This window comes from Leptothermofonsia sp. ETS-13 (genome assembly GCF_049200465.1).
In the GTDB taxonomy this organism is placed as follows: Bacteria; Cyanobacteriota; Cyanobacteriia; order Leptolyngbyales; family Leptolyngbyaceae; genus Leptothermofonsia.
The window spans coordinates 765,566-780,557 of record NZ_CP120836.1 but is presented as its reverse complement, the minus strand read 5'-3'; the positions used below and the strand labels follow the sequence as shown (position 1 = coordinate 780,557).

18 protein-coding genes and 1 pseudogene are annotated in these 14,992 nt (G+C 47.2%); 12 read left to right on the top strand and 7 right to left on the bottom strand.

The window, feature by feature from the left end:
* Window positions 1-93 precede the first annotated feature (93 nt).
* Together P4D80_RS03580 and P4D80_RS03575 are read right to left on the bottom strand one after the other, a co-directional pair.
* Window positions 94-660, bottom strand: a pseudogene (locus P4D80_RS03580) (integron integrase).
* Between the two features lie 143 nt (window positions 661-803).
* Window positions 804-899: a phage integrase N-terminal SAM-like domain-containing protein gene (locus tag P4D80_RS03575; protein WP_421657475.1), complete on the bottom strand. Its 96-nt coding sequence runs from the start codon at window positions 897-899 to the stop codon at window positions 804-806.
* Window positions 900-1,512: 613 nt separating this feature from the next.
* Between P4D80_RS03575 and gvpA the strand changes: the two genes are divergently transcribed.
* The 8 genes from gvpA to P4D80_RS03535 all read left to right on the top strand — a co-directional run bounded on the left by gvpA (window position 1,513) and on the right by P4D80_RS03535 (window position 7,600).
* Window positions 1,513-1,731: a gas vesicle structural protein GvpA gene (gene gvpA / locus P4D80_RS03570; protein ID WP_009768191.1), complete on the top strand. Its 219-nt coding sequence runs from the start codon at window positions 1,513-1,515 to the stop codon at window positions 1,729-1,731.
* A gap of 498 nt (window positions 1,732-2,229) precedes the next feature.
* Window positions 2,230-3,210, top strand: coding sequence for a hypothetical protein (locus P4D80_RS03565; protein ID WP_421657474.1), 981 nt, complete (start codon window positions 2,230-2,232; stop codon window positions 3,208-3,210).
* 73 nt (window positions 3,211-3,283) lie between these two features.
* Window positions 3,284-4,504, top strand: a complete 1,221-nt coding sequence (gene gvpN / locus P4D80_RS03560) for a gas vesicle protein GvpN (RefSeq protein ID WP_421657473.1) — start codon at window positions 3,284-3,286, stop codon at window positions 4,502-4,504.
* The gene (locus P4D80_RS03555) at window positions 4,504-4,926 is read left to right on the top strand and encodes a gas vesicle protein (protein WP_421657472.1); all 423 of its coding nucleotides are present in this window, start codon (window positions 4,504-4,506) and stop codon (window positions 4,924-4,926) included. Before gvpN ends, P4D80_RS03555 begins: the two co-directional genes overlap by 1 nt.
* Window positions 4,927-4,935: 9 nt before the next feature.
* A complete protein-coding gene (locus P4D80_RS03550; RefSeq protein ID WP_421657471.1) occupies window positions 4,936-5,403 on the top strand; it encodes a gas vesicle protein K in 468 nt (155 codons plus the stop codon).
* A gap of 618 nt (window positions 5,404-6,021) precedes the next feature.
* A complete protein-coding gene (locus P4D80_RS03545; protein ID WP_421657470.1) occupies window positions 6,022-6,765 on the top strand; it encodes a GvpL/GvpF family gas vesicle protein in 744 nt (247 codons plus the stop codon).
* Window positions 6,766-6,974: 209 nt separating this feature from the next.
* The gene (locus P4D80_RS03540) at window positions 6,975-7,196 is read left to right on the top strand and encodes a gas vesicle protein GvpG (protein WP_421657469.1); all 222 of its coding nucleotides are present in this window, start codon (window positions 6,975-6,977) and stop codon (window positions 7,194-7,196) included.
* Complete coding sequence (locus tag P4D80_RS03535; protein ID WP_421657468.1) at window positions 7,193-7,600, top strand: toll/interleukin-1 receptor domain-containing protein; 408 nt, start codon at window positions 7,193-7,195, stop codon at window positions 7,598-7,600. Before P4D80_RS03540 ends, P4D80_RS03535 begins: the two co-directional genes overlap by 4 nt.
* Before the next feature lie 215 nt (window positions 7,601-7,815).
* On the opposite strand, the gene P4D80_RS03530 is transcribed toward P4D80_RS03535, so the two are convergent.
* Window positions 7,816-9,222 (bottom strand): cobyrinate a,c-diamide synthase, encoded by a 1,407-nt coding sequence (locus P4D80_RS03530; RefSeq protein ID WP_421657467.1) that lies wholly within the window; start codon window positions 9,220-9,222, stop codon window positions 7,816-7,818.
* Between the two features lie 146 nt (window positions 9,223-9,368).
* A complete protein-coding gene (gene queG / locus P4D80_RS03525) occupies window positions 9,369-10,295 on the bottom strand; it encodes a tRNA epoxyqueuosine(34) reductase QueG (RefSeq protein ID WP_421657466.1) in 927 nt (308 codons plus the stop codon).
* 196 nt (window positions 10,296-10,491) lie between these two features.
* Between queG and P4D80_RS03520 the strand changes: the two genes are divergently transcribed.
* Together P4D80_RS03520 and P4D80_RS03515 are read left to right on the top strand one after the other, a co-directional pair.
* Window positions 10,492-11,013, top strand: a complete 522-nt coding sequence (locus tag P4D80_RS03520; RefSeq protein ID WP_421657465.1) for an orange carotenoid protein N-terminal domain-containing protein — start codon at window positions 10,492-10,494, stop codon at window positions 11,011-11,013.
* 426 nt (window positions 11,014-11,439) lie between these two features.
* Window positions 11,440-11,895 carry a nuclear transport factor 2 family protein gene (locus P4D80_RS03515; protein WP_421657464.1) on the top strand — a complete coding sequence of 152 codons (456 nt, stop codon included), beginning with the start codon at window positions 11,440-11,442 and terminating at the stop codon, window positions 11,893-11,895.
* A gap of 55 nt (window positions 11,896-11,950) precedes the next feature.
* Here P4D80_RS03515 and P4D80_RS03510 read toward each other — a convergent pair whose 3' ends face one another.
* On the bottom strand, window positions 11,951-12,388 hold the full coding sequence (locus P4D80_RS03510) for a hypothetical protein (protein WP_421657463.1): 438 nt from the start codon (window positions 12,386-12,388) through the stop codon (window positions 11,951-11,953).
* Window positions 12,389-12,641: 253 nt separating this feature from the next.
* Window positions 12,642-13,037, bottom strand: coding sequence for a hypothetical protein (locus tag P4D80_RS03505; RefSeq protein ID WP_421657462.1), 396 nt, complete (start codon window positions 13,035-13,037; stop codon window positions 12,642-12,644).
* A gap of 351 nt (window positions 13,038-13,388) precedes the next feature.
* On the opposite strand from P4D80_RS03505, the gene P4D80_RS03500 reads away from it, so the two are divergent.
* Both P4D80_RS03500 and P4D80_RS03495 read left to right on the top strand, forming a co-directional pair.
* Complete coding sequence (locus tag P4D80_RS03500; protein WP_421657461.1) at window positions 13,389-13,784, top strand: Nif11-like leader peptide family natural product precursor; 396 nt, start codon at window positions 13,389-13,391, stop codon at window positions 13,782-13,784.
* Between the two features lie 311 nt (window positions 13,785-14,095).
* Window positions 14,096-14,242, top strand: coding sequence for a hypothetical protein (locus P4D80_RS03495; RefSeq protein ID WP_421657460.1), 147 nt, complete (start codon window positions 14,096-14,098; stop codon window positions 14,240-14,242).
* 2 nt (window positions 14,243-14,244) lie between these two features.
* On the opposite strand, the gene P4D80_RS03490 is transcribed toward P4D80_RS03495, so the two are convergent.
* On the bottom strand, window positions 14,245-14,802 hold the full coding sequence (locus P4D80_RS03490; protein ID WP_421657459.1) for a pentapeptide repeat-containing protein: 558 nt from the start codon (window positions 14,800-14,802) through the stop codon (window positions 14,245-14,247).
* Window positions 14,803-14,992 lie beyond the last annotated feature (190 nt).

Sequence of the window (14,992 nt, the reverse complement as noted above, 5' to 3'; positions counted from 1 at the left end):
GTTCCCCTCTCGTTTCAATGTCCTAACGCACCCGCGTAAAGCCTATGAAAAGAACTGGTCTTTGTGAGAAATCCTGAATGTGGTGGATGGCCATTAAGGGTCAAATGGGCTTTTGACCCCTCTTCTCTCTCGATTAAGAATATGGGTATAAATCATGGTCGTCTTCACATCTTTGTGACCCAGTAAGTCCTGCACCGTGCGAATATCATAGCCATTTTGTAATCAATGGGTTGCAAAACTGTGACGAAACGTATGACAGCTCACCCGCCTCTGAATTCCTGCCGCCTGCGTCGCTCGTTTAATTGCCTTCTGCAATCCGCTAGGGTCTAAATGGTGGCGCCGAATCCTGCCACTACGAGGATCACAAGATCGACGATCAGATGGAAAAACTAGAAAAGCGTATTGCCAAACCCACTCACGATCAGCACCGACATATTTGCGCTCTAACGCGAACGGGAGAGACACCGAACCGTATCCTTGAACGAAATCCTGTTGGTGCAAACGCCTGACTCCTTGAAGATGCTCTTTAAGCGCTTCAACCAGAGAATCTGGCAGCATCGTTACCCGACTTTCATGCCCCTTCGCATCTCTAATCACTAGTTGGTGATGGCCAAAGTCTACATCCCTAACACGCAATTGCAAGCACTCGGTTTGCCTCAAGCCACTACCATAAAGAAGTTGAACTATGAGTTGATAGACCCCTGACAACTGACGAATTACAACAGCAGTTTCTGCTTTAGTTAAAACCGTCGGTAAGTAGCGAGACGGCTTGGCTCGAAGGGCGTTGACCTGAATCTCCAACTCTATCGCAAAACGTCTCGGTAGAGAAGCAACAAAGCACTGAGAGCTTGATTTTGGGTAGAATCTGCAACCTGTTGGTCTACCGCGAAGCGACTCAAAAAGGCTTCAATCTCAGCATTGCCTGACTCTCTGGATGCGGTCGATTGTGGAAAGCAAGATACCGCTTAATCCAGTTAATGTAACTGATGGATCTTGCGAGTAGTACGCCGTCCTCAACAGACGAAAGGCTTTGTCAAACTGCCAGTGCGCTGGTGAGTCGAGCGCACCTTTGACTAGCTCAACTGGTGTCGGCGCTTTAGCGAGGATTATGAGGTACTGCCCGAAACCTATGAAGCGATGGTATGTGCTGTAATGGTATAGCTCATGGTCAGACATTTAGCATAATGCTAACTTCTCAGACATCCTCTAAAGGTATCTAGCAATTTGATGATGAATTACCTTAATAAAAGGTAAGTAATTACTCATGACCTGATTTCTCATTCGAAAACTTTAGGCTGATTTTACATATAATCCTTTAAAGATCTGTTTTTATCGGTAATCATGCGGGGTATTTAAAGGAGTCTAGAGTTGAATTTCAGTGTTTGCGACGGTTCTTCTCAAGGGCTGGGTGTCTATCGTAGATTCGGAAGCCAATAAATCCCACTAAACCCTACTACGGGCAGAGGGTAGGCATCCCAAATTTTTATTTAGTTCGTTTAAGGGAATAAAGCAATGGCCGTCGAAAAAGTAAACTCTTCCTCTAGCTTGGCTGAAGTTGTTGATCGCATCCTGGATAAAGGTATCGTTGTGGATGCCTGGGTTCGGGTATCCCTAGTTGGTATCGAATTGCTAGCTATAGAAGCACGGGTTGTCATCGCTTCTGTTGAAACCTACCTGAAGTATGCTGAAGCTGTTGGTTTGACTGCTCAGGCTGCTGTTCCTGCTGCATAGTAACTCCAAGCTGGGAAACCTGCTTGTCAGGTTTCCCAGCTTTCCTGAAATTGTTTGATACATACAGCGTGCACAAATAGTTTGTGGGTAGACCTCGAGAGGTAATGATGAGCAGCGTTAGCCGCCATCATTTCGAACTGAAAAGTCATTATGATTTGGGCACTACCTAGTTTATAGACATTATCGGAAATAAATCGCTCGATATGGGCATGGGTGATAAAGCCATGAGAATTGACAGTTTTATGCAAAGAATTGATTTTCTTTCTTGTTTCCGATTAAGTCTTATGAACAAAGGGGCCGGGGCAAACCCCCCACACAGGAATGTGAGCCATGCGCCTCGTTCAAATTTCAAGAAGGACACTATGGCAGTCCTAAATCCATTGTGAGATGGAGAGGTTTTAGGAGAACTCCTTCTCATAATCCAGATAGGGTCTCATAATCCAGATAGGATCGCTATAACAGGTTTGCTGTCTGGTTTCTAAATAGGAGGATTTGATTATGTCTTTCAAGGAGTCCTGGCAGCAGCAGCGACACCAGCGCCAGCAAGAGATAATGCAACGCCAACAAGTCGTTCAGCAAGAACTTGCGATTGCCAGACAAGAACGTCAAATAAAAGCCGCTCAATTGCACGCCGATCTGAGTTTGTTCCGAGAAAAAATCATTGCAGAGAACCATGCTCGACGAGCGGAGTCTCAAAAATTTCAGGTGGAACTACAGCGATCTTGTGAGCAATTGAAGACTGAAGTGCAGAGCTTGCTGAGCGTGGCTCGCGATCGCCGTCAGGCCCAGGCCCAAGAACTGGCTCAGCAACTGGATACTTTTGTCCTGCAAATTCAACAGGAGACAGCTCAATGTCTCTCAATTGCGACAGCAGAGCGAATGCTAATGGCACAGCAGTTGAAAAAGGATTTGTCAACATTTGTAGAAGCCCTGCGCACTGATACGCAAAGCTTTTTATGGGAAATGGGTATTGGCCACCAGGAGCGGGCACGGCAGGTACAGCAAGAATTGGCCCAAAACCGCACTATCCGCAAAATCGAAGCAGCAGAATTGCGGTCAAAATTACGGCGCTTCTGTGCCGATCTGCGCAAAGAAGTTTGGGGAGGTGAACCATTCACCTCTGCTCACTCTGTGACCGTCAGCAACTCTGAAGCTCGTTCCAATGCTGCTGACAACGCTTGTGCGTCAGCTCCTTCAATTGCAGCACTCAAGAGTATTGGTGCTTTCCAATATGGTGATGCAGTCGCCGTTATTCCTGCTAAATCAACCCAACCTCTATCTAAAGAAGGTATTGCCTACGAGAAAGAAGTGTATAACTTCATCCACCAGGCTCAAGGTGCTCGCCTGACACAGATTGAATCCTCTTTAAGCATCAACCGTTTCCAGGCTGTCGATGCGTTAAGAGCTTTGATTAAGAAAGGATTGATCACGCAGCGCGATCGCATCTATCTCACCCAGGAACAGATTTCTCACGCTTAATGCAGCTCTCATCTGGCCAATTGTTCTAGCCATTCCACTCATTGCCAACACTCTCTCCTACTGAGGTTCAACCGTGACTACCGTACTTCGTGCCAGCCCCCGCCGATTTGTCAGCACTCCTTCCGTTGAACGAATCGCCAATCGCGCCTTACGCTACCTGCAATCGGGGTATTCTGTTCATCTGCGCGGACCCGCTGGAACGGGTAAAACCACGCTAGCACTGCACCTGGCAGACCTGCTTGCCCGCCCCATTATGCTGATCTTTGGAGATGACGAATTCAAAACCTCTGACCTGATCGGCAATCAGTCTGGCTATACCCGCAAGAAAGTAGTGGATAATTTTATCCACAGCGTAGTTAAGGTCGAGGATGAATTGCGGCAAAACTGGGTTGACTCTCGCCTGACGCTGGCCTGCCGGGAAGGATTTACGTTAGTTTATGACGAATTCAACCGTTCACGCCCAGAAGTCAACAACGTTCTGCTCTCGGCCCTGGAAGAGAAATTGCTAGTTTTGCCTCCCAGCAACAATCGTAGCGAATACATCCGAGTGAATCCCCATTTTCGTGCCATTTTTACCTCAAATCCAGAGGAATACGTGGGGGTGCATGCGACTCAGGACGCCTTGATGGATAGACTGATAACGATCAATATCCCTGAGCCAGATGAACTGACCCAGCAGGAAATTCTGGTTCAAAAAACTGAAATTGATCGCGCCAGTGCTTTACTGATTGTTCGTCTTGTAAAAGCCTTTCGGGCAGGTACCAGCACTGAAAAATCTTCAGGTTTACGCTCCTGCCTCATGTTAGCGAAGGTTTGCCAGGATCATGAAATCCTGATTTCTCCCGAAAATGCCGATTTTAGAGATGTGTGCTGTGATGTGCTGCTGTCACGAGCAGGGCTACCCTTTGAGGAAGCAACTAAAATTCTCTGGGATTTGCTGAATCATCCTGCCAGTAACGGTTTTAGTGACCTGGAATGGTTGGAAGAGCCCACTGAAATCAGTTCCCCTGAATTGGTGGTGGCAGAAGCCGTGGCGATCGCTCAGGAACCCGAACAACCCATCGAGCCAGAACCTGCAACAATTGACGATTTGCAAAGTACAGAAACTATATCTATTCCTTACGAGCAGGAAATCCTCGACTTTCTCAAACGATCGGCTGGTGCTCGGTTAACTCAAATCGAGCGGGCATTGAAACTGGATCGGTTTCAAATGGTTGATTCCCTACGGATGTTAATTGAGAAAGGCACCATTGTGCTGCGCGATCGCCTCTATCAACTGGCGGAGGTGGAATAATGACCAGCACCACCATTCCCAAAGGATTTCCTACCACTGCCCTGGCTAACAAAGACTCTACCAGAGCTATTGCCACATCTACGCTGGGTTCTTCTCTAGCAGATGTTCTGGAGCGAGTGCTGGATAAAGGCATCGTCATTGCCGGAGACATTTCAGTTTCCGTCGCCAATACTGAACTGCTCAATATCCGCATCCGTCTGTTAATTTCTTCTGTAGATAAAGCTAAAGAGATTGGAATCAACTGGTGGGAAAACAATCCCCACTTCGGTGCCAAAACTCAGGAACTAATGGAAACCAATCAACAACTCCAACAACGAATTGAAAGTCTGGAAGACGAATTGAGAGCATTACGTCGACTTTCAGTGGCCAGTGAAGCGCCATTTCCTCATGAATCGATGAAAATAGGAGAGATAATCCTATAGACACATCCTGTGACTTCCTCTGACATTCCAATTCAAGCAATCCCTAATTCACCCAAATCCAGTAAGGAAGCTGGCCTAGCACCCCTGTTATTGACAGTGGTTGAACTAGTGCGGCAATTAATGGAAGCTCAAATTATTCGCCGCATGGAAGCTGGAGAATTAAGCGATAAAGAACTCGATCGCGCCGCCGAAAGCCTCCGTAAGCTGGAAGAACAGGTGATTGAAACCTGCAAGATTTTCGACATTGACCCCGTAGACTTGAATATTGATTTAGGAGAAGTCGGCACCCTGCTACCGAAATCAGGAGGCTACTATCCGGGCCAAACCTCCACCAGCCCAACCATCCTGGAGCTTTTGGATCGCTTACTCAATACGGGCGTTGTGCTTCAAGGGGAGGTTGACCTGGGGTTAGCCAATATTGACCTGATCCACGCTAAGTTACAGCTTTTACTCACCTCAAAGCGAATTAGCAAATGAGTTGATGAGCCAACTTCTAACCATCCAGAGAGAGTGTTCTATTACCTAGAGTAATAATTTCAGTGTTCGAACTTGCCCAGGTTTTAATCCATGCACACAATGCCTGAATAGTTAGAGATTTTTGCGCTCTTACCACAACAAGCTCTCCATCGAGATTTAGCGTAAACTTCTTTGCACCAGCTTTGCTTCTAGAAGGAGGGAATAAAATCTTCATGCGTATTGGTGTAAGTCTCAGTATATGGAACTGAATCCTTATATCGTGTGACTACCATTTCTTTGGTTTTAGTTACTCTTCTTGTTGCAGGGTACTTGTTAGGGATACTAAAGTGCTTCATATCTTCTGTGTAACTTCCACCCACCCCCAGCCTTCATTTGGATTGTTTGGATTCCTGTTAATGTAAACAACGTTTCCAATCCATCTACCTAAACGTTCTCAAATGGCAGATAAACTTCAACTGTATCAATAACAATTCTGTAACAACTTTCTCTTGATGCCAACAGATAATCTTGCGGTTGCTGCCCCAACCGAAGGCTTACGGTATAACAAAAATTTGAGTGGATTTTGCGTAGTTCAGGGGAACTCTAAAACTAGTTAAATTACTGCATCTCGCGGCCCCTATGAGCAACGGAATTTATTTGTATGGCATTTTCCCTCCTCCCGGCCCACAGAATCTAGAACTGGAAGGGTTAGATAAACAGCCCATACAACTCCAAACTATTGATGGATTTGCCTTCCTCTATTCAGATGCCCAACAGGAACGATACCTTGCCAGCCGGAAGAATCTGTTAGGCCATGAAAAGGTGCTGGAGCAGGCCATGCAGGCAGGCTATCGAACTTTACTGCCGCTTCAGTTTGGGCTGATTGTTGAGAATTGGGAGACTGTAAGTCAGCAATTAACATCCCCCTATGGGGATCGGCTGAAAAAGTTATTCAACCGACTAGAGGGACAACAGGAAGTCAGTGTTAAGGTATTCTGGACACAGGATACGGAATTGCAAATGCTGCTGAATGAGAACCAGGAATTGCGGGAGAAACGCAACAGTCTGGAAGGAAAACCTTTGAATATGGATCAGGTGGTGTCGATTGGGCAGGCAATTGAACGAGCGATTGAAAGTCGCAAGCAAAGCATTATCAATGTCTTCCGCCAGGAGCTAACTTCTTTAGCAACGGAAGTCGTTGAAAACGATACATTAACCGAATCTATGATTTACAACACGGCCTACCTGATTCCGTGGGAGGTGGAGCCCGAATTTAGCGCTCAGGTGGAAGCTCTTGATCAATTTTTTAATGAACGTTTGAAGATCCGTTACAACAACTTAACTGCTCCCTACAACTTTGCCCAGTTGAATTGGTTGGATTAACCAATTATTGGTTGTTAGTGAGGGGTGGATGAGTGGATGAGTTCTGTATCCTCATACCTCACACCTATCTCCTCACTTAAATCACACCTATCTCCTCACTTAAATAAGTAGTTCCACCCAATTGTAAGAAGAAGGAATGGGAGGGCTTTACTCCCAAATCTATCTTCAATTCAATTTTGTCCAGTTACTTACTAATCACTAACCACTCTATGATCCTTCGTCTCCTATTTGCTCCTGTGACCGGAATTGCCTGGGTTGCTGAACAGATTCAGGAACGGGCAGAGGCCGAGTTAGACAATCAGGAAAACTTGCACAAGCGGCTTTTGGCACTGCAACTTGCATTTGATATGGGTGAACTATCAGAAGAAGATTTTGAGAAACAGGAAGAAGCCTTGCTGCTGGCAATTGAGGCGATCTCTGAAGATCCATGACTGACATATTTATCTCCTACTCCCGTAAAGATAAAGGGTTTGTGCGCAAGCTTCATGCTGCCCTGGTGAAGTTGGGGCGGGATGTTTGGGTTGATTGGGAAGATATTCCACCCAATGCCGCTTGGCGGGCAGAGATTCAGTTGGGGATTGAATCAGCAGAGATTCAGTTGGGGATTGAATCAACAGATACATTTGTGTTTGTAATTAGTCCGGATTCGGTGGTGTCGAGGGAGTGTGAAGTTGAACTCGATTGGGCGATCGCAAACAACAAACGGCTGATTGGCAGCTTGCATCGGGAAACACCAAATGTTCACCCAGAGTTGTCAAAACTGAACTGGGTATTTTTGCGTGAGTCAGATGACTTTCAGGCGGGGGGGGCTGCAAAATTTGCTGAATCTGAATGATTTATTGAACCTATTGAACCGAAGTTGTAACTAGTTACATAACTATAGCGGTAGTCATTATGGTTAGGACGGGGTGCAGGGGTAGAACCCCTGGCTGGGGGCGAAGCCCCCACTCCCTCTCTAATTCCAATGTCCTAACGCTCCCGCGTAGAGCTATATCTAAAAACAAACCCAAATCTGAGGCGGGGCGATCGCCATCTCTGTGGTGGGTTCCATTAATTTTTAATACAAAACCTAGCGCAGTTGCACAAAAATTGTTTAGGAATTTCGGGGGTTGCGCCCCAGTGTAGATGGATGTAAGAGGCATGCAAGTGGGGGAGGTGCCAGCCCTCGGTAGGGGAGGGGGCAGGGGAGGAAAGAGTAAACAATGGGCGTTGAGGTTCTTTTGTCAAATGGGAACGATGGAATTCATGCCCCCAGGCGATCGCGCCTCTGGCAAACATCAAGCCATCCTGCAATGCTGCGACCTGCCGATAGCCGAGGGTGAGGTGTTTTCCCATTACAGCCGTGGTTGGCAAAATTCCAGCCATGGAGTGTGATTGCTCCTCAAAATCCACAATTTGCTGACAGAGATACATCAGCCCGCCACATTCCGCATAGGTCGGTATTTGGAGTTGAATAGCCGCTTTAACAGCGTTCCGGGCGGTTTCATTTTCTGCCAGTTGGGCGGCAAACATCTCCGGAAAACCACCCCCTAGGTACAGGCCCTGAACTCCTTTTGGCAATTCAGAATCATTTAACGGACTCCAGAAAATCAGTTCAGCTCCCAACGTTGCCAGTAAATCCAGGTTGTCCTGGTAATAAAAGTTGAAGGCGGCATCCTGGGCGATCGCGATTGGAATTTTGAGTGTTGAGTGTTGAGTGTTGAGTTCAAAAGGTAGATTTTCCAAACGAGTTTCAGGTCTGGTATCTATTTCCAATAGCTGTGTTCCTGCTGAAGGAGGATTCGTTGCCAATAAGGGCAGTAAACGTGACCAATCAAAGCTCGTTTCGCCTAAGTAGGCCAGGTGATCGACTAAAGGAGCCAAATTTTCCAGTTCCAAGGCAGGAACGAGCCCCAAATGCCGATCCGGGATGGTAATACTGTCCTGGCGGCGCAACACTCCCAGAATAGGGACATTTAGTGGCTCAAGGGCAGATTTCAGCAGCTCCAGGTGGCGATCGCTCCCCACCCGGTTTAAGACGACCCCTGCCAGGTGCACGTGAGCATCAAAGGAACGATAGCCATGAACCAAAGCGGCAATGGAATGAGACATCCGACTACAATCCACCACAAGCAGTACAGGCAACCCCAACAGACGGGCCACGTGGGCAGTGCTGGCATAATCTCCTCGTCCTGCCGCCCCATCAAACAGTCCCATCACCCCTTCCACCAGAGCATAGGCGACATCACGCGTGTGATAGCTAAAACATTGCTGGACATATCCCTCTGAAGTCAAAACTGAGTCCAGGTTACGGCAGGGTCGCCTCGTTACGTAACGATGAAACATGGGGTCAATATAATCGGGCCCAACCTTAAAGGATTGAACCGCTAGCCCCCGCCGCCGCAAACAGGAAAGCAACGCTAGAGTAACCGTCGTCTTGCCAACACCGCTACGATCCCCTGCAATGACTAAAGGCATAAAACTCCTCAAACCCCCATCACTCCATCACTCCATCACTCCATCACTCCTCCCTCCTCTCTTGGCTTCTTTCTTCTTCCTCTTCCCAACCCTTACGCACCCATCCACTCATCCACGCTTCTCCTCCCTTACCCCATTACTTAACATTACTTAATATTTACCCGTGCATTGCGGCGCAACATCCAGGGCTTGATTCGCTTTAATGCTGACCCTGTAAACCGCTGGGCGTGCTCCTCGTCAGAAAGATGGGCGAGTTCAGCCAGAGTGGGGTTAATGTTCCAGGGGTAAGGGTGAAATTCAACCACATCAGTAGGTTGGGCGAAGCGCTGATTCCAGGGACATACATCCTGGCAAATGTCGCAGCCAGCCACCCATCCTTGCATGCGGGAAGCGATCGCCGCTGGCAATTCCTCTGCCCGGTTTTCAATTGTGTGGTAGGCAATGCAGCGATTGGAGTCAATGACAGATGGTTGAACAATAGCCTGGGTTGGGCAGGCTTCGATACAGCGGGTGCAGGTACCACAGTGGGCTGTATGGGGGCGATCGGGCGTTAACACTAAATTGGTCAGAACTTCTCCCAAAAATACCCAGGAACCATAGTCATGGGTAATCAAATTTCCGTTTTTAGCGATCCAACCAATTCCAGCCCGCTCTGCCCAAACCTTATCCTGTACGGGGCCAGTATCGGCATAGTAACGAGCCTGAATCCCTTCTCCCTGGGCTTCTAGCCAATGGGTCAGAGACTTCAGCTTCCTGGTCAAAACTTTGTGGTAATCCTTTCCCCATCCATAGCGAGAAATTTTGGCGTATTCCTTCCCCTCCAGACGAGCGTTGGGGGTGTAGTAGTTGAGCGCAACACAGATAAGCGATCGCACCGCTGGCATCACCTGTCGAATGTCCTGACGCTTAGGATTCTCCATCCAGGCCATATCTGCCTGATACCCCTTTTCCAGCCAGGACAATAGCCCTTTACTAAACTGTGGGCCTTCCACCGCGACAATCCCAACGCGATGAAAGCCCAGTTCCAAAGCTTTCTGCTTAACCTTTTGCTCAGTAAGTTGATCGGGATCCATAGATTGAGCTATATACCAGACTTATCTATAAAAATAGGATATATAAGTTTATTAGAAGCATTAAATATATAAAATAAATTTGCGTTTTGTAAATTTTTGTTGCACTATTGAAGGGTGAGAGCAATCTGTTCTCCTAGTCAATGCCTAAGCAAATGGTCATCCATCAATTGATGGGATACAAGAATTAGGAGGTTATATGGCTTTCTCTACAGAGTCGTTCCCATCTCGTTACGTCAATCCTTACCTTGCAGAGGTCGAGGCATCCAACGCAGTTGCTCCTGTTACAGAGCAAATTAAGCGATTGAGTGTGGATGATCAACTGGCACTTCTGTGGTACACCTACACCGAAATGGGACGCACCATCACACCCGCTGCTCCAGGTGCTGCACGTCTGCATCTGGCAGAGGGTTTACTGAGTCAAGTTCGGCAGATGTCCTATAGTGAACAGCTTGAGTTCATGCGCGATCTGATTCGCAAAACAGGTACCCCTGCTACTCGTGCTTATGGTGTACTAAGTGCGAACACTAAGCTTGCTTTCTGGTATCAATTGGCTGAGTGGATGAAGGAAGGAATTGTGGTTCCTATGCCCGCAGACTATTCCAGTTCTGCTGAGGTGCAGCGAGCCCTCGATGCCCTGAAGCGTCTTGAACTAAGCCAGCAAATTACTGTTTTGCGCAACATCGTAGTCAACATGGGAGTTGATCCTCTGGCGTTCTAACATTCTATGGACTTCATACCCTGTAATCCTTGCAGTTATGGTGGTAAGCCTCTCCTGAGAGTGGTTACACCTACTCTTTCAGCGGTAAGCCGAAAGACTTGGCGATAAGCAAACATGGGGAAGTAGGCTTGACTTGCTTCCCCAATTTTCTGGAATTTTTTGTTTATATCGATAGCCACTAGGCTTAGGACAGGGTGTAGGGGTTCTACCCCTAACTGGAGGCGAAGCCCCCACACCCCCTTAGGCCAATGTCCTAAGTAACTTGGCGACAACTATAACTGGCTGAGAAAGTTATTCCACAGGGGAGATTCTTTTTGACCGTAAATGGATCTATAAATTTGTCTTGGGGTAGTTTTGTCTTGGGGTAGTCCCAGCTAACTGTGTCTTAAACACAATTCTCTGATTAAGCTATATTTTGTGCAATTTATGGATCCTCTGATCGCTCCCGCCCCTGCTAAACACAACTCCTCCCTCACTCCAACCCTTCAAGACCCTGCTCGGATGACAATTGAAGGAGTGAATGAGCCTGTGATCCTGAGATACTTTGAGACACTCAATTCAGGCGCATTTCAGGAAACCAGCAAGCTGTTTGCTACCGATGGAGTTCTGCATCCCCCTTTTGAAACAGAGGTTGTCGGGAGGGAGGCGATCGCATCCTATTTGGAAAAGGAAGCGAAGGGACTTATTCTACAACCGAAGCAGGGAACCTCCCAGATTCTAGAGAATGGTTGTACAGAATATCAGATTGTCGGGCAGGTGCAGACCATCCTTTTCTCGGTTAATGTATCCTGGCAGTTTATCTTAAGCCCCTGGAAAGAGTTGTTCGTCGCCCGGATCAAGCTTCTGGCTTCCCTTCAGGAACTAGTTAAACTACGGAAGTAGCTACAACGAATGATGGGCATAGCATTCACGAACTTCAGAAGCCAGGAGTCCGGTATTATGCTGCTACTGACTGCTGCCAGGAGCGCATTAGCATTTTGCGTCCCAGGTCCACATCTTTGGGAGAGCATTGCCAATCCGGGTGCCCGGTCATCAAAAGGCTCTCCAGGGTTTCCTGGTCAAACAAATGCCAGACAGGTGCCCCCAAGACTTCTGCTGCGATCGCATAGCAGTTCTGGCTAATGCAATAAATAGTGCAGGCTTCCGCTGTTCGATTGAGAACCAGATGTTCCCCCGGTTTTAGGGCCCGGAAGCTCAGAATTGTATCCTTAAATTGGGCTAGGGAAAAAATTACCAGACCGGGAATGGCTACCTTCAAAGTCGCATCCCCGTTCACTGAAATCCAGTAATGGCGACTGGGATCGATTCCCTCAAGCCAGGGCAGTTCGTCATCAAGCCGATAACGTGGAGACAGAGGCAGAAAAGGCATCATCATTAAAGTTGAAAGATTAAAGTTGAAAGGTTAGCGGTTTTACTAATCCGGTATCAGCACCCAACTGAAAGCCTGAAAACAGCTTTTATGAGGCTTCAGGTAAGTTAGCAAAACTTATTTGCTTGATAAAGCCTGCAAAACAAAACGTTACTCTTCTTAATTTTTTGATACATTTCGACGGTGCTTGTGGTTCGCCTTTAATAAGAGCCAGGAGCCAGGAGTCAGGAAAAGGATGAGAGTGGGGGATTGTTTCGGTTCAGGATGGGTGTTCCACCCTGAGTAAATTTTTAATTGATTGAAGAATTTGATCCAGACCGAGATCCTTCGGCAGAATTTGATCAGCAATATTGCTAATGTTGGCAGCGATACCTGAATCGTTTTTGCTAATGAATGCTGAAGTTAAAACTAATTTAGGTGGTTTTTTCAGACGAATTCTTAACTGATTGATAATCTCAATCCCAGTTTTCTCTTGCTCGTATCGGTGACTGGGTGTAATTGTAAAGTCAACAATAATCAGGTCATAGGATTCAATGGGAGAGTCCAGAAATGTTTGAACATCCTGAAAGGTTGTCACTTCAAAATCATTTCTGAAAAATCGCTTGATCGTATGGCACCAATGCTCATCGTCATCCAATACAGCAATTTTCTGCATAGGGCAATCCTGATTATTTTTCCGTTCCTGGCAAAATGACAGGAATTAGCTACACGGGTAATACCAATGTTTTGTGAAGCTGTATATTATCACACCCCCTTGGCGGCTGTCGCCGTCCCCCTTACCAAGGGGGACTACAGAGGGTTCTGATTCTACGCATCCTCATATTGAATTGGTATAAGCTCTCACAATCTGTATGAAATTTCAATAAAAATTTCAACAATACCTTATGGCTAATTTGGAAAGCTTATGGCTAATGTGGAAAGGATTTTAAGCTTCAGTTTTTATTAATCGATTATCCTATTTCGGACTGCTATGATGTTGGCGAACTAACCAACCAGGCATTTTCATATGGCAACTGCAACAGTGCTGCAATTCATGCAGAAGACAGCTGAAGATGAAGCCCTGCGCCAGCAGCTAGAGTCATTGTTGGGTGTTGGTGATGGCAACATCAGCAGTGAAGCAGAGTTAGATACTGAAGAAACGGAAGCGCTCAAAGGTGAGCGGGCTCCTGTAGTGGCTGAGTTTGCTGCTAAGAATGGCTATGATTTTTCTGTAGACGAATTGATTACGGTAGTTGATGCGTTTCAAAAGCATCAGGCGGGTCAATTGTCTGATAAAGAATTTGCAACCCTGTTGGGCTTATCCATGGCGATTGAAAGTTCTGAGATCGCCAGTCCATTGAAACGGCTTGCCAATTATATGAGTAAGACTTACCTGGGAATCGATTTGACCGGAAAGAAATAGGCGATCGCGCCCTCGGCAGGAGGGTGTTCCTTAGCCTATACTGGCGGAGGCGTTGTCCCATCTCAAAAGGATAGTATCAGGTTTTTGTGGGCCTACCGCCATTTCCCCTGACGGTGGAAATTTGTGTTCTGTTCTTGCCGATGACTTATGCACAGATGGCATTAGTGGATTGTGGCATTAGTGGATTGCGTTTATCTCATGGTGACCCCACATTTAGCGGGCTTCTTCCTGGCAGAATCCCTTATGATCAATATAATGAGAGTGTATTCTTCCTTTTTAAAAACCTCCCTTTATTGCTCATACCTAAACCAATGAACACTAACAAGCCCGCCAAGTCACCGAGAAAATCCGTCTCCACATCGACAGACGCTAAGAGCGAGAGTTTTGATTTTGACTCGTGGGCTGTTCAGGTTAAGCGGCAGATGCTGGATGCGCTTAACCGACGAGGATTACGGTAGTTTCATGGGTTGAGTTTGAGCCCTATTCCTCTACTGCTCAAGTTCGCCTGTGTCAGATCCACGTCCGTGAGGTCTGCACTGTCCAGGTTAGCGTCGCTCAGGTCGGCGTTTGTAAGCTTAGCGCCTCGTAGTCTGGCGTAGCGAAGATTGGCACTACGCAGGTTAGCGTTCGTCAGGTTAGCATTGGTTAGATTAACGCCAATGAGATTAGCACCCTGAAGGTCAGCATCGGTTAGATCGGCACCGCTCAGGTTTGCGCCGATGAGGGTCGCACCTCGAAGTTCAGCATCCGTGAGGTCGTCTCCGGCTAGCTTGGCTCCCGTCAAATTTGCACCTCGTAGATGGGCTTTGTGGAGGTCCGCTCCAATAAAGTCATCTCCACTCAAATCTGTGCCATTCAGCTCGGCATTGTGGAGATCAGCACAGCTAAGAGTAAACCCCTTCAGGTCTGCCCCGGTTAGGTTGGGGACAATGTTTGTGTTTTCCTGCCTCCATCGGTTCCAGGCTTCGATGCCCTGTTCCAGTAATGCAAGGTGTTGCTGCTCTGCCACAAAGCTCATCCCCTTTTGCTGAATCAGTAGCCAGGCCCAATTATAGCTGTCGCCAGGTTGCTTAGGACATTGGTTTAAAGGGGGAGTGGGGGTGCAGCCCCCACTCCCCCTTTAAATTAAGGATGGCTACTTCCTTAGAAGTTTATAGCGGTAGTCATTATGGTTAGGACGGGGTGCAGGGGGGGAACCCCTGGCTGGG

What these genes read in the sequence shown, in the direction of transcription:
- queG (WP_421657466.1), bottom strand. Translation starts at nt 10,295, where the DNA reads ATGGATCCCGATCAACTTACTGAGCAAAAGGTTAAGCAGAAAGCTTTG.
- P4D80_RS03540 (WP_421657469.1), top strand. Translation starts at nt 6,975, where the DNA reads ATGATCCTTCGTCTCCTATTTGCTCCTGTGACCGGAATTGCCTGGGTT.
- P4D80_RS03490 (WP_421657459.1), bottom strand. Translation starts at nt 14,802, where the DNA reads ATGAGCTTTGTGGCAGAGCAGCAACACCTTGCATTACTGGAACAGGGC.
- gvpA (WP_009768191.1), top strand. Translation starts at nt 1,513, where the DNA reads ATGGCCGTCGAAAAAGTAAACTCTTCCTCTAGCTTGGCTGAAGTTGTT.
- P4D80_RS03520 (WP_421657465.1), top strand. Translation starts at nt 10,492, where the DNA reads ATGGCTTTCTCTACAGAGTCGTTCCCATCTCGTTACGTCAATCCTTAC.
- P4D80_RS03505 (WP_421657462.1), bottom strand. Translation starts at nt 13,037, where the DNA reads ATGCAGAAAATTGCTGTATTGGATGACGATGAGCATTGGTGCCATACG.
- P4D80_RS03535 (WP_421657468.1), top strand. Translation starts at nt 7,193, where the DNA reads ATGACTGACATATTTATCTCCTACTCCCGTAAAGATAAAGGGTTTGTG.
- P4D80_RS03510 (WP_421657463.1), bottom strand. Translation starts at nt 12,388, where the DNA reads ATGATGATGCCTTTTCTGCCTCTGTCTCCACGTTATCGGCTTGATGAC.
- P4D80_RS03500 (WP_421657461.1), top strand. Translation starts at nt 13,389, where the DNA reads ATGGCAACTGCAACAGTGCTGCAATTCATGCAGAAGACAGCTGAAGAT.
- P4D80_RS03545 (WP_421657470.1), top strand. Translation starts at nt 6,022, where the DNA reads ATGAGCAACGGAATTTATTTGTATGGCATTTTCCCTCCTCCCGGCCCA.
- P4D80_RS03555 (WP_421657472.1), top strand. Translation starts at nt 4,504, where the DNA reads ATGACCAGCACCACCATTCCCAAAGGATTTCCTACCACTGCCCTGGCT.
- P4D80_RS03515 (WP_421657464.1), top strand. Translation starts at nt 11,440, where the DNA reads ATGGATCCTCTGATCGCTCCCGCCCCTGCTAAACACAACTCCTCCCTC.
- P4D80_RS03495 (WP_421657460.1), top strand. Translation starts at nt 14,096, where the DNA reads ATGAACACTAACAAGCCCGCCAAGTCACCGAGAAAATCCGTCTCCACA.
- P4D80_RS03565 (WP_421657474.1), top strand. Translation starts at nt 2,230, where the DNA reads ATGTCTTTCAAGGAGTCCTGGCAGCAGCAGCGACACCAGCGCCAGCAA.
- P4D80_RS03530 (WP_421657467.1), bottom strand. Translation starts at nt 9,222, where the DNA reads ATGCCTTTAGTCATTGCAGGGGATCGTAGCGGTGTTGGCAAGACGACG.